Below are 12,300 nucleotides of genomic sequence, written 5' to 3' on the forward strand. Positions count from 1 at the left end.
CGGCCTCAGGAAGACTTCGTGCCCTGCTGCTCGCCAGCCTCACGCAGCTCGGGCACCAGGATGTTCACATAGGCGCCGGAGCGCATGTCGCGCAAATAGTCTTCGTAGACCTGCTCCGCCTTGCGGTTGCCGATGGCCTGGCGTGCCTGGTTGCGCGAGATTTCGTCGGTGCGGTCGCTCTGGCGGGCACCCAGGCGCTGCAGGATGTGCCAGCCGGCCTCGCTCTGGAACGGCTGCGAAACCTGGTCGTCCTTCAGTTCGCCCAGGTGCTGGGCGACGTTGCTGCCCCAGTCCTGCAGCCCGAACCAGCCCATGTCACCGCCGTTGTTGGCGGTGGTGTCGTCCTTCGAGTTCTCTTTCGCCAGCTTGGCGAAGTCCTCGTGCTTGTTGACGATGCGGTTGTAGAGGTCTTCGGCCTTCTGGTGGGCCTGCTCTGGCGTCACCAGCTCGCTGGGCTTGATCAGGATCTGGCGCGCATGGAACTCCTGCACGACCTGGCGGCTTGGCGCGCGCTGCTCGATCAGCTTGAGGATGTGGAAACCGGTGGGGCCGCGCAGGGCCGGGGTGACGTCGCCGGCCTTCATGCTGGCCACGGCGTCGGCGAACGCGGGCGGGACTTCGTCCACGCGGCGCCAGCCGAGGTCGCCGCCTTCGAGGGCGTCCTGGGCATCGGAGTAGCGGATCGCCGCGGCGTGGAAGTCCATGCCACCACGGATGGCATTCAGGGCCTGCTCGGATTTTTCCTGCGCCGTCTTGATGTCGGCGGCGGTGGCGCCGGCCGGCAGGCTGACCTGGATGTGCGCCAGGTGGATCTCGCCGGCCTTGTACGACGGGCTGGCCAGCAGGTTGTTGATCTCGCTGTCGGTGATATTCACCTGGTCACGCACGACGCTTTCGTGCAGGCGCTGGGCCACCAGCTGCTCGGAAAGCTGGCGACGGAACGCCGCGAAGCTCGAGCCTTCGTGCTCGACGGCCGCGCGCAGCTGTTCCGGCGTCATCTTGTTCTGCTGGGCCACGGCATTGACGGCCTGGTCGACATCGGCGTCCGAGACGCGGATGCCCTGTTCGTCGGCGCGCTGCACCTGCAGCTTCATCAGGATCAGGCGGTCCAGCACCTGGCGCTGCAGCACGTTCATCGGCGGCAGCTGGCCCGGGTTGCTGGCGTACTGCTGCTGGACCGAGCGCACGGCCTCGTTCAGCTCGCTCTGCAGGATCACGCCCTCGTCCACCACCGCCACGATACGGTCGAGCGGCTGCTTGCCGGTGCCGGCCTGCGGCAGCAACTGGGCATGGGTGGGCAAGGCAGTCGCGGTGGCGACCGCGAGCAGGAACAACGCGAGGGGCTGCTTCATCAGTTTTGGGGCCTTCAGTCGCCGGGGGCGACAGGGAAGTTATTGATAACCAAGAATACCATTGCGCAGGGCGTTTTCCGACTGACCGGTGAACCCGCCCATGCCCTTGAACTCCACTTCCACCATGATCGCGGTGTTGGTCGAGCCCAGCTGCGTGTTGTAGTCGTAGGTATTCACGTAGTGCCGCCCGATCAGGCGCAACGCCACGCAACAGCTGTCGTATTCCACGCCGGCCAGGGCCTCCACCGTGCGCTTGTCGAGCACCGAGTAGGTCCAGTGGCCAATCAGGCGCCAGCGATCGGAGACGGGGTAGACCACCGAGGCGTCGTATTGTTCCAGCAGCGGCAGGTTAGTGCCCGGGGTGCGGCGGTAGCGGTACGAGAAATTGACGATGCCGTCGGTCTGGATGCGCTTCTGCAGCGTGATGGCACCCAGGTCGGTGAGGCTGGTGTTCGGGTTCCACTGGTAGGAGGACGTGAGCTTCCAGTCATCGCTGAGCTGGGTGCTCAGGTCCACGGCGTAGTCCGAGCCCGACCAGTCGGTGACCGGGGTGACCGTGTTGGGGCCGTTGGGCAGCTGCACGCGCTGCTGGGTGAAGTAGTGGATCTGGCCGATGCTCGCCGACAGGCGTTCCACGCCGTTGTCATCGAGCAGGCGCGTGGTCAGCGCCGCGCTGAGGTTGTTCGCGTTCATCTGCCGGTCGGCGCCCGAATACTGGTTGGGCGTGAACAGCTCCCACGAATCGAACGACATCAGGTTGGTGTCGAACAGCGGCAGGTTGTTCTGGTTGCGATACGGCACGTACAGGTAGTACAGGCGCGGCTCGAGCGTCTGCGTGTAGCTGGTGCCAAACAGCGACGTGCTGCGGTCGAAGATCAGGCCGCTGTCCACGCTGACGATCGGCAGCGACCGGCTGGGCGAGTTGTTGGTGAAAGGCGTGGCCTGGCCGGGTGCCAGCGGACCGCTATATCCGAACAGGCTGTACTGCCCGGTGAGGTCGTAGGCCGTGTAGCGATAGGCCAGCTTGGGCTTGACGAACCAGGCCGCGCCGCGGAAGTCCGCCGCGAGGTAGGGATACAGGTCCAGGCGATTGCCCTCGACCACGTCGTCCTTGCGGAACGCCACCGCCTCGGTGTTGGCGCCGACTTCCAGCCAGCGATTGATCGGCAGGTTGATGTTGAACGCGCCACGCGGCCAGCGCTTGTACTGCACCACCGAGTCGGGCAGCGACGGGTCGACGTTCTGGTAATAGTCCGCGCCGAACTGCGCGTTCCAGAACGCCTCGCCCCACTTGCCGCCGCCGTTGACATAGGCGTTGGAGCTGAGCGTGCCGATGGCCGCGGTGTAGAGGTCGTTGCCGAAGTCGCGCAGGTAGTTGCGGTCCGAGGCGCGGTTGATCGAAGTGCTGAACGACCACGGCCCATAGATGTGCGTGTAATCGTTGTATTTCAGCAGCCAGCGATCGGTGCCGGTGGTGTTGGCCACCGTATTGGGATCGGGGTCGCCGCGATCGTTCGGCAGGAATTCGAAGTTCAGCTGGCCGGTGCTTCCCGGCACGAGGTAGCGGAATTCGCCGCCCAGCATCACGCCGCGGTCGGTGTAGATGCGCGGATCGAGCGTCGCGTCGTAGTTCGGCGCCAGGTTGAGATAGTACGGCGCGCTGACCATGAAGCCCGAGCGGCTGGAGTTGCCGATGGTCGGGGTCAGGAAGCCGCTCTTGCGTTCGTCATTGATCGGAAAGGTGAAGGTCGGCAACCAGAAGATCGGCACGCCGCCGACCACCATGGTGGCATCGTGCGCGGTGCCTTCGCCGGTTTCCTTGTCCATGCGGATGTCCTTGGCATGGATCTCCCACACGTGGTGGCCGACGTCGCAGGTGGAGTAGGTCGCCTGCGTGTAGCGGCTGCGCTGGTCGTCCAGCAACTGGCCCTGCGCGGCGACGCCGTTGCCGCGGTTGGTCAGCATCTGGTAACTGACGTTGTCGGCCGTGCCGGTGCTGGCGTCCTGGTTGCCGCGGATATGGTCGGACGACATCAGCTGGCCGACTTCCTGGTAGCGCACGTTGCCGCGCGCGTCGTAGTCGGTGGTGTCGTTGTTGTAATCGGTCACGTCCGCCTGCAGGCGCTGGTCGGCGCGCTCGACCTTCACGTTGCCTTCCATGTGGTAGACGGTCTGGTTCGAGCCATCGACGCGCTGGGCGGTCACGAAGGTGTTGGAGGTGTCGCGCAGCGAACTGTCCTTGCTCAGCGTCGGGTCGTAGAACGACAGCATGGCGTTGGGACGGCACATGTTGAAATTGACCGGGCGCGGCGGGCAGTGATACGCGCCCAGCGGGCAACTGGGCAGCGCCGAGGGCTGCGGGGTCGCCGGCGTGGACGTCTGTTCGGCTGCCGTCTGGGCTTCGACCGGGGCGCCGGACAGGGCGAGTGCGGCTGCAACCGCCAGCAGGCGGCGCGGAGGCAGGTGGCGCGAAGGCAGCTTGGGCGTCACGATGGCAGTCTGTCGGCTGTGAGGCTCGTAAAACTATCAGAAAGCCCCCATCGACGGCAGTTGGATACCCGGCCCGACGCGAAGGATTCAGCATGACTGAGCACAAACTGAGCAAGACCGACGCCCAGTGGCGCGCCGAACTGACGCCCGAGCAGTACGCCGTCTGCCGGTGCTCGGCCACCGAGCCGCCGTTCAGTGGCAAGTGGTACCGGCACAAGGGCGCAGGGACCTACGTGTGCGCGGCCTGCCGGGCCAGGCTGTTTGCCTCCGAGGCGAAGTACGACTCCGGATCGGGCTGGCCCAGCTACTTCCAGCCCATCGTCCGCACGGCTGTCAGCCTGCGCCAGGACGAAGGCCAGGGCATGCGCCGTACCGAGGTGCGCTGCGCCGAGTGCGATTCACATCTTGGTCACGTCTTTGCGGACGGCCCCAAGCCGACCGGGTTGCGCTATTGCATCAACTCGGTGGCGCTGGACTTCGTCGCCGCCGGCGACTGACCGGCTAGCCGTCGAGCAGTGCGCCCACGTGGGCGGCAACGCTGCTGGCCAGGGCCTGCAGGTTGTAGCCGCCTTCAAGGCTGGACACCAGGCGGCCGTCGGCATGGGCGTGGGCCAGGTCGAGCAGGCGGCCGGTGATCCAGGCGTAGTCCTCGCTGCCCAGGCGCAGGTCGGCCAGCGGGTCCATGCGGTGCGCATCGAAGCCGGCCGACACCAGCACCAGCTGCGGCTTGAACAGGTGCATGCGCGGCAGCAGGCTGCCCTCCCACAACTCGCGGAACTCGTAGGAGCCGTCGCCCGGCGAGAGCGGCGCATTGATGATGTTGCCCACGCCCCGCTCGTCCTCGCGCCCGGTCTCCGGATACAAGGGCATCTGATGGCTGGAAACGAACAGCACGCGCGGGTCGTTGGCAAAGATGTCCTGCGTGCCGTTGCCGTGATGGACGTCGAAATCCGCGATGGCGATGCGCTTGAGTCCATGCACGGCCAGCGCATGCGCTGCCGCCACCGCGATATTGTTGAACAGGCAAAAACCCATCGCCTGGTCCGGCGTGGCGTGGTGGCCGGGCGGGCGCACGGCGCAGAAGGCCTGTCCGCTCCGGGCGCCAAGCACGGCATCGACCGCGGCGACCGTGGCGCCGGCCGCGCGCAGCGCCGCCTCGGCCGAACTGGGCGACATCAGCGTGTCTTCGTCGAGGCGGACCGTGCCGCTCTCTGGCACGGTGCCGAGGATGCGGTCGACATGCGCCGCCGTGTGCACGCGCAGCAGCTGTTCGCGCGTGGCGTGTGGCGCCTCGACGCGGTCGAGCGCCGCGAAACGGTCCTCGTCGAGCGCCTGCAGCACGGCGCGCAGGCGCGCCGGTGACTCGGGTTGGCCCGGGCCGGGGTCGTGCTGCAGGCAGCTGGCGTGGGTGTAGAGCCGCAGCATGGAACCGGCTATCCCCTCAGGACCTGCGGCGGCGCTCGTGCTGCCACAGCACCTCGCCGTGGCCGCTGGCGCGGGCCAGCACGCGCGAGATCACGAACAGCAGGTCGGACAGGCGGTTGAGGTAGCGCTGGGCTTGCGGCCGCACTTCCTCGTCACGGGCCAGCGCAATCACCTCGCGCTCGGCGCGGCGGCATACGGTACGCGCCAGGTGGCAGCAGGCCGCGGCCATGCCACCGCCGGGCAGGATGAAATCCTTCAGCGGCGGCAGCGGGTCGTTGAACCCATCGAGCACGTGTTCGAGCCGCTCGATGTCCTGGTCCTGGACCATGGCCATGCCGGGAATGCACAGCTCGCCACCGAGGTCGAACAGGTCGTGCTGGACCTGGGTGAGGACTTCGCGCACGGCGTCGTCGACGCCGTCGGCGGCCAGCACCATGCCGATGCTGCTGTTGAGCTCGTCGACGGTGCCGTAGGCGCTGACGCGCAGCGAATCCTTGGCGACGCGCGAGCCGTCACCGAGTCCGGTGCTGCCGTCGTCGCCCGTGCGCGTGTAGATCTTCGAAAGACGGTTTCCCACGCACGATCTCAGTGACGCAGGCCGCGCGGGGCGGCGTGGCCAAGCGTGCGGGCAAGCTGGATCACCAGCACGTGCAGCACGGCGCCGATGGCGACGTACAGCGCCGTGGTGCCGAGGAAGGGCAGGTACCAGTCACCCAGGTTCACGGCCCAGGCGCCCAGGCTGCGCGGCTGCGGCACGCTGTTGCTGACCCAGTAGAAGCTGCCGTTGGAAATCACGTAGCAGACCAGTTCGCCGGCCAGCAGGGCGACCGCGGCCAGCCCCAGCGTGGAGACGTGCAGGCCACGCTGGTGACGGGCCAGCCAGTTGCCGCCCAGCCACAGGCTGGCGTACGCGGGAACCAGGGCCCAATAGGCGGGCGACACGCAGTAGTGGCTCCAGAAATCCATGCCCTGGCCGGTGATCACGAGGTAATCGACCAGCACCGCCTCGGCCATCAGCAGCGGGAACGCCCAGCGGGCCGAGCCGCGCAGCCAGAAGCCGGCGAGGAAGAACACGGCCCATGACGCATCGGGCATGGCGGCGAAGTGGTGAATGCGAGTGGCTGCCATCACCAGGGCGAGTGCCAGGAAGATGCCCAACCGCCGGGTCTGCGTCATAGCCATGAGTTGCTCCAAGTGTTACGCAAAGTGCAGACGATAAGTCTATCCCAATTGCGGGCATCCAGATGGGGCCCGGCGGGCTGCAGCGCGTATCATTCGGCGCCATGACTACCCCAACCCACCCAGCAGCCACCACGGACCGGCGGCCGGTGCTCATCGTCGGTGGCGGCCTGGTCGGCGCCAGCCTGGCCATCGCGCTGGACGCCGCGGGCATCGATGCCGTGATGGTCGAGGCGGCCGCGCCCCGCGTCGACGACCAGCCCAGCTATGACGAACGCAACCTCGCGCTCGCCCGGGCCACGGTCAACGGGCTGATCGCGATCGGCGTCTGGCCGTATGCCGCCGCCCAGGCCACGCCGATCCGTCACATCCACGTCACGCGCGCCGGCGAGTTCGGCAGCGTGCACATGGATGCGCAGCGCGAAGGCGTCGATGCGCTTGGCTGGACCTTGCCGGCGCGCGAACTCGGGGCGGCCCTTCTGCGCCGCCTCGACACCTGCACCCGGCTCAGGCGACTGGCGCCGGCGACGCTGGAGGCGCTCGAGGGGCACGCCGGGGGCTGGCGCGCCCGCATCCGCACCGCCGACGGCACGGTCGACATCGACACGCCGCTGCTGGTCGGTGCCGACGGCACCGCTTCGTTCGTGCGCGAACACCTCGGCGTCGGCGCCGAGCAGCACGATTACCGGCAAACCCTGTTCGTCTGCACGGTGACACCCGAGCGCGACCACGCCAACCGCGCCTATGAGCGCTTTGCCGATGGCGGCCCGCTGGCCTTGCTGCCGCTGGCGGGGCGCCGCTGCGGCATGGTGCTGACCGTGCCGCGGGCCGAGGCCGACGCCGTCGCCGCGCTGGATGACGATGCCTTCATCGCGCTGGCCCAGCAGCGCTTCGGCTGGCGGCTCGGCCGGCTGAGCCGGCCCGGGCGGCGCCATCCCTACGCGATCAAGCGCGTGGCGGCAGGCGCCGTGGTGGCGCGCCGGGCGGTGCTGGTCGGCAATGCGGCGCAGACCATCCATCCGATCGGCGCGCAGGGCTTCAACCTCGGCCTGCGCGATGCGCTGACGCTGGCGGAGATGATCATCGGTGCCGACGATCCCGGTGCGGACGCGCTGCTGGCCGGCTACGCCGAACGCCGCGCCCCCGATCGCGAAGGCACCATGACCATGAGCCATGGGCTGGTGCAGCTTGCCTGCCTGCCGCAACCGCTGCTGGGGCCGTTGCGCTCGATCGCCATGTTCGCGCTCGATCGCGTGCCGCCGTTGCAGCGCCTGCTGGCCCGGCGTGGCATGGGTTTTCGAGGCACGCCGCCGCGGGCGGTACTGGAGCGTCTGCCGTGAGCACGAGGTCAGCAATGCGCAGCGATGCCCCGCGCCGCCGCGGGCCGGCGCTGGATGTGGCGGTGGTCGGCGGCGGCATGGTCGGGGCAGCCGCCGCGCTGTCGCTGGCGCGCGCCGGCTTTGCCACGGCACTGCTCGAAGCGCGCGCACCGGCGCCGTGGTCGCCAAGCGACGAAGTGGACCTGCGCGTGGTGGGCCTGGCGCCGTCATCGATCGCGCTGCTGGATGAGCTCGGCGTGTGGACGGCGATACGCGAAGCGCGCGCCGGTCCGTACGCGCACATGCACGTGTGGGACGCGGCGACGGGTGCGTCCATCCACTTCGATGCCGCCGCCGAAGGGCGCGACCTGCTCGGCTATATCGTCGAGAACAGTCTCGTGCAGTGGCAGTCGTGGCAGGCGCTCGAGGCGGCCGGCGTGCGTCGGCTCTGCCCGGCCCAGGTCAGCGGATTCGAAGTGTTCGAGGACCGGGTGCAACTCGCACTGGTTGGTGCCGAGGCGGAGACGCTGTCGGCCCGCCTGCTGGTCGCCGCCGATGGCGCCGGTTCGCCGTTGCGCACGCAGGCAGGCATCGAAACCCAAGGGCGCGATTACGCCCAGCGCGGCGTCGTCGCCCACGTGAGCACGGAGCGCCCGCATGAAGGCACCGCGTGGCAGCGCTTCCTCGCCACCGGCCCGCTTGCGTTGCTGCCGCTGGCCGACGGGCGCAGCTCGATCGTGTGGTCGCTGCCGGAAGCCGAGGCGCAACGCGTGATGGCGCTGGACGAGCAGGCCTTCCGCGACGAACTCGGCGTGGCCAGCGACTTTCGCCTGGGTCGTATCACCGGCAGCACGGTACGTGCCGCGTTTCCGCTGCGGCTGCAACTGGCCAGGAGCTACCAGGCCGAGCGCTTCGTGCTGTTGGGCGATGCTGCACACGCCGTGCATCCGCTGGCCGGGCAGGGCGTGAACCTTGGCCTGCGTGACGTGGCCGAACTGAGCCAGACCCTGGTCGCTGCGCGTGACGACGGTGTCGACATCGCAGCGGCCCAGGTGCTGCGCCGTTACGCGCGCCGCCGTCGCAGTGCGGACACGCTGGATGCGCTGAGTTTCGATGCGCTGGCGCGCATCTTCGGCTGGACGTCGCCGCCGCTGGTGGCGGCGCGCAGCCTCGGAGTGCGCCTGTTCGACCGCCTGTCCCCCATCAAGCGCCGGCTTGCGGAGCACGCCGCCGGCCTCTGAACGAATCGATCCCCGCCACTGAGGAGTGGAAGTCATGCGCATGGTCCGACTTGGCTGTTTGCTGTTGCTGTCCGGATTTGCCTTCGCCGCACAGGCGAAGATGGTGCACAAGCCCGTCGAATGGACCGAGGGCGGCACCAGGTTCCACAGCGTGCTGGTGTATGACGATGCGGTCGCCACCAGGCGGCCGGGCCTGGTCATGGTGCCCAACTGGTATGGCGTCAACGACCTGGCGCTGAGCAAGGCCGACGGCATCGCTGGCAAGGAATACGTGATTCTCGTCACCGACATGTACGGCGAGAAGGTGCGTCCCACCAGCGACGACCAGGCCATGGCCGCGGTAAAGCCGCTGTATGGCGACCGTGGACTGATGCGCAAGCGCATCAATCTCGCGCTCGACCAGCTCAAGGCGCAGGGCAAGGATGCGCCGATCGACCTGACCAAGCTCGCCGCCATCGGCTTCTGCTTCGGAGGTTCGGCGGTGCTGGACCTGGCCCGCAGCGGCGCGGACGTCGCCGCGGTGGTGTCGTTCCACGGCGCCCTGCAGACGGACGATCCGTCGCTCGCCAAGCAGATCAAGGCGCGCGTGCTGGTGATGAACGGCGCCGACGACAAGGGCACCATGCCCGACGCCGACAAGTTCATGGACGAGATGCGTGGCAGCAAGGCGGACTGGCAGTTCGTGGTGCTTGGAAACTCGGTGCACTGCTTCACCGAAACCGACCAGCACAAGCCGGGCTGCATGTACGACGAGCGTGCGGCGCAGCGCAGTTACCGGCTCATGCACGACTGGCTGCACGGGGCGTTCAGCGGCGCGCCCTGAGCGCTTGTACCGGGTCCGTCATGCCGGCGTTCGCCGGGATGGCGGGCCGGGTGGCTTCGCGCGGCAGGGCCCGGCGTCGGCGGGCCTGCCGTCGGCCAGCGACTGACGGGTCAGAAGCGGCGCTGCACCGAATAGTCCGCCAGCGTCGCCAGCGCCTCGCGCCATGGGGATTCCGGCAGCGCACGCAGCGCCTCGCGGGCGGCATCGGCATGCAGCACGGCGCGTTCGTGCGTGCGTTCCAGTGCACCGGAATCGCGGATGGCGGCGATGATGCGATCCAGCGAGTCCAGGCCGCCGTGTTCGATTGCGTGGCGCAACGACTGCCGCTGTTCGGCATCGGCCTTCTGCAGCGCGTAGATCAGCGGCAGGGTGGGCTTGCCTTCGGCGAGGTCGTCGCCGATGTTCTTGCCCAGCGTGTCGGCATCGCTCACGTAGTCGAGCAGGTCGTCGGCGATCTGGAACGCATAGCCAAGCTCCATGCCGTAACGGCGCAGCGCGGCCACCTGGTCGTCCGGCAGCCCGCCCAGCAGGCCGCCCAGTTCGGTGGCGGCGGCAAACAGCACCGCGGTCTTGCGCTCGATCACGGCGAGGTAGGCGCTTTCATCCACGTCGGCGTTGCCGATGTTGAGCAGCTGCAGTACTTCGCCTTCGGCGATGGTGTTGGTGGTGTCGGCCAGGATGCGCATGATGCGCATGTCGTCCAGCTCGACCATCAACTGGAACGAGCGCGAGTAGAGGAAGTCGCCGACCAGCACGCTGGCCGCGTTGCCCCACAGCGCATTGGCGGTCTTGCGGCCCCGTCGCAGGTCCGACTCGTCCACCACGTCGTCGTGCAGCAGGGTGGAGGTATGGATGAACTCGATGATCGCCGCCAGCTTGACGTGCTGTTCGCCGCGATAGCCCGCCGCGCCCGCCGCCAGCACGTGCAGCATGGGCCGCAGCCGCTTGCCGCCGCCGGCGATGATGTGGTCGGCAATCTGGTTGATCAGGACGACGTCGGAAGAGAGTCGGGTGCGGATGAGCGTGTCGACGCGCTGCATGTCCCCCGCGGCTAGGTCTCGTACGGCGGCAAAGTCGGCGGGACGGCGGGTGTCGGCGTGAGTCGTGGTCATGAGCAAATCGCGGCATCGTGTCAGCCGATTATAGGGGCTGTACGCCGCAAGAATGCGGCGCGACACGGCACCACGGTTCGATTCGGGGACGCAACCGTATAATGACGGGGTAGATCCTCATGGCAAGAACATCCCGGTGAGCAAACTTTCCCCACTCGAACGGCGCAGCGCACTGACCCTCGCCTGCGTCATCAGCCTGCGATTGTTCGGCCTGTTCCTGATCATGCCGGTGTTCTCGCTCTACGCGAAGCAGATGCCGGATGCGACGCCGTGGCTGATCGGGATGGCGCTGGGTGTCTATGGCCTGGGCCAGGTGCTGCTGCAGATTCCGCTGGGGCTGCTGTCCGACCGCATCGGGCGCAAGCCGGCCATCACCATCGGCCTGCTGGTGTTTGCCGCCGGTGGGCTGCTCGCGGCTTGCTCGCACAGCCTGATGGGCATCGTGGTCGGGCGGGCGCTGCAGGGCATGGGCGCGGTGGCCGGCGCCGGCACCGCGCTGGCGGCGGACCTGACGCGCGAGGAAAACCGCGGCAAGGTGATGGGCATCATCGGCGTGTCCATTGGCGTCGCGTTCCTGCTGGCGCTGATCCTCGGGCCGCCGCTGGAAGCCATCGACGGGCTGCCCGGCCTGTTCGGCGCCACCTCCCTGCTTGCGCTGGCCGCGCTGGTGCTGCTGTGGCTGATCGTGCCCACGCCCGAGCGGCGCAAGGCGCCGGCTGCGGCCGCATTCGGCAGCGTACTGTCGATGCTGCGCGACGGGCGCATGCTGGTGCTCAACGGCTCGGTGTTCTTCCTGCACATGCTGCTCACGGCCAGTTTCGTGGGCCTGCCGCTGCTGCTGGCCGATCGCCTGCACCTGCCGGTGAACCGGCACTGGGAGCTGTACCTGCCGGTGATGGTGATCGCCGCCTTCGTGATGGGGGCATGCCTGCATCGCATGCGGGAGGTCGCGCAGAGCCTGCGCGTCGTGGCCGTATGCGTGGTGGCGATCGGGCTGGGGCTGCTGGGTTTTGCGCTGTCCGGCGATCACCTGGCCTTGCTCGGCGTGGCGGCGGCGGTGTTCTTCTCGGCCTTCAACCTGCTGGAAGCGGCCTTGCCCAGCCTGGTGTCCCAGCTGGCCCCGGCCTCGCTGCGCGGCGCGGCCATGGGTGCCTATTCCACCAGCCAGTTCCTGGGTGCCTTCGTGGGTGGCGCGGTCGGTGGCATGGCGCTGGGGCGACTGGGCACCGGTGGCGTGTTCCTGTGCGCCGCGGCCCTTACCCTGCTGTGGCTACCGTTGGTGCTGGCCGGCCAGCGGCGCATCCGTGGCACGGTGGCCGGCGCCGCGGGCGTGGCCGAGGCGACCGGCAGCGCCTAGCG

11 protein-coding genes are annotated in these 12,300 nt (G+C 68.4%); 5 read left to right on the forward strand and 6 right to left on the reverse strand.

The window, feature by feature from the left end:
• Positions 1–5 precede the first annotated feature (5 nt).
• Positions 6–1,352 carry a peptidylprolyl isomerase gene (locus tag ACXU4B_RS12505; protein ID WP_131412053.1) on the reverse strand — a complete coding sequence of 449 codons (1,347 nt, stop codon included), beginning with the start codon at positions 1,350–1,352 and terminating at the stop codon, positions 6–8.
• A gap of 39 nt (positions 1,353–1,391) precedes the next feature.
• On the reverse strand, positions 1,392–3,842 hold the full coding sequence (locus ACXU4B_RS12510; protein ID WP_131412051.1) for an LPS-assembly protein LptD: 2,451 nt from the start codon (positions 3,840–3,842) through the stop codon (positions 1,392–1,394).
• A 92-nt stretch (positions 3,843–3,934) separates the two neighbouring features.
• Between ACXU4B_RS12510 and msrB the strand changes: the two genes are divergently transcribed.
• The gene (gene msrB, locus ACXU4B_RS12515) at positions 3,935–4,339 is read left to right on the forward strand and encodes a peptide-methionine (R)-S-oxide reductase MsrB (RefSeq protein WP_131412049.1); all 405 of its coding nucleotides are present in this window, start codon (positions 3,935–3,937) and stop codon (positions 4,337–4,339) included.
• A 4-nt stretch (positions 4,340–4,343) separates the two neighbouring features.
• On the opposite strand, the gene ACXU4B_RS12520 is transcribed toward msrB, so the two are convergent.
• Genes ACXU4B_RS12520 through ACXU4B_RS12530 form a run of 3 tightly spaced genes read right to left on the reverse strand, consistent with a single transcriptional unit; the run spans position 4,344 to position 6,449 of the window.
• Positions 4,344–5,264 carry a histone deacetylase family protein gene (locus tag ACXU4B_RS12520; protein WP_205746611.1) on the reverse strand — a complete coding sequence of 307 codons (921 nt, stop codon included), beginning with the start codon at positions 5,262–5,264 and terminating at the stop codon, positions 4,344–4,346.
• 19 nt (positions 5,265–5,283) lie between these two features.
• Positions 5,284–5,844, reverse strand: a complete 561-nt coding sequence (locus ACXU4B_RS12525; RefSeq protein ID WP_131412045.1) for a cob(I)yrinic acid a,c-diamide adenosyltransferase — start codon at positions 5,842–5,844, stop codon at positions 5,284–5,286.
• Between the two features lie 8 nt (positions 5,845–5,852).
• Positions 5,853–6,449, reverse strand: coding sequence for a hypothetical protein (locus ACXU4B_RS12530; RefSeq protein ID WP_205746594.1), 597 nt, complete (start codon positions 6,447–6,449; stop codon positions 5,853–5,855).
• 101 nt (positions 6,450–6,550) lie between these two features.
• Here ACXU4B_RS12530 and ubiH point away from each other — a divergent pair, with 101 nt between their 5' ends.
• Genes ubiH through ACXU4B_RS12545 form a run of 3 tightly spaced genes read left to right on the forward strand, consistent with a single transcriptional unit; the run spans position 6,551 to position 9,829 of the window.
• Positions 6,551–7,786, forward strand: coding sequence for a 2-octaprenyl-6-methoxyphenyl hydroxylase (ubiH, locus tag ACXU4B_RS12535; protein WP_131412043.1), 1,236 nt, complete (start codon positions 6,551–6,553; stop codon positions 7,784–7,786).
• Positions 7,787–7,800: 14 nt separating this feature from the next.
• A complete protein-coding gene (locus tag ACXU4B_RS12540; protein WP_131412041.1) occupies positions 7,801–9,006 on the forward strand; it encodes a UbiH/UbiF/VisC/COQ6 family ubiquinone biosynthesis hydroxylase in 1,206 nt (401 codons plus the stop codon).
• Between the two features lie 34 nt (positions 9,007–9,040).
• Positions 9,041–9,829: a dienelactone hydrolase family protein gene (locus ACXU4B_RS12545; protein WP_131412039.1), complete on the forward strand. Its 789-nt coding sequence runs from the start codon at positions 9,041–9,043 to the stop codon at positions 9,827–9,829.
• A gap of 110 nt (positions 9,830–9,939) precedes the next feature.
• Here the strand turns inward: ACXU4B_RS12545 and ACXU4B_RS12550 are convergent, their stop codons facing one another.
• Positions 9,940–10,941 (reverse strand): polyprenyl synthetase family protein, encoded by a 1,002-nt coding sequence (locus tag ACXU4B_RS12550; protein ID WP_131412038.1) that lies wholly within the window; start codon positions 10,939–10,941, stop codon positions 9,940–9,942.
• 136 nt (positions 10,942–11,077) lie between these two features.
• Between ACXU4B_RS12550 and ACXU4B_RS12555 the strand changes: the two genes are divergently transcribed.
• Positions 11,078–12,298, forward strand: coding sequence for an MFS transporter (locus ACXU4B_RS12555; protein WP_131412035.1), 1,221 nt, complete (start codon positions 11,078–11,080; stop codon positions 12,296–12,298).
• Positions 12,299–12,300: the final 2 nt, after the last annotated feature.

The sequence above is a fragment of the Dyella soli genome, from assembly GCF_054482295.1.

What these genes read in the sequence shown, in the direction of transcription:
- ACXU4B_RS12505 (WP_131412053.1), bottom strand. Translation starts at nt 1,352, where the DNA reads ATGAAGCAGCCCCTCGCGTTGTTCCTGCTCGCGGTCGCCACCGCGACT.
- ubiH (WP_131412043.1), top strand. Translation starts at nt 6,551, where the DNA reads ATGACTACCCCAACCCACCCAGCAGCCACCACGGACCGGCGGCCGGTG.
- ACXU4B_RS12530 (WP_205746594.1), bottom strand. Translation starts at nt 6,449, where the DNA reads ATGGCTATGACGCAGACCCGGCGGTTGGGCATCTTCCTGGCACTCGCC.
- ACXU4B_RS12550 (WP_131412038.1), bottom strand. Translation starts at nt 10,941, where the DNA reads ATGACCACGACTCACGCCGACACCCGCCGTCCCGCCGACTTTGCCGCC.
- ACXU4B_RS12545 (WP_131412039.1), top strand. Translation starts at nt 9,041, where the DNA reads ATGCGCATGGTCCGACTTGGCTGTTTGCTGTTGCTGTCCGGATTTGCC.
- msrB (WP_131412049.1), top strand. Translation starts at nt 3,935, where the DNA reads ATGACTGAGCACAAACTGAGCAAGACCGACGCCCAGTGGCGCGCCGAA.
- ACXU4B_RS12540 (WP_131412041.1), top strand. Translation starts at nt 7,801, where the DNA reads ATGCGCAGCGATGCCCCGCGCCGCCGCGGGCCGGCGCTGGATGTGGCG.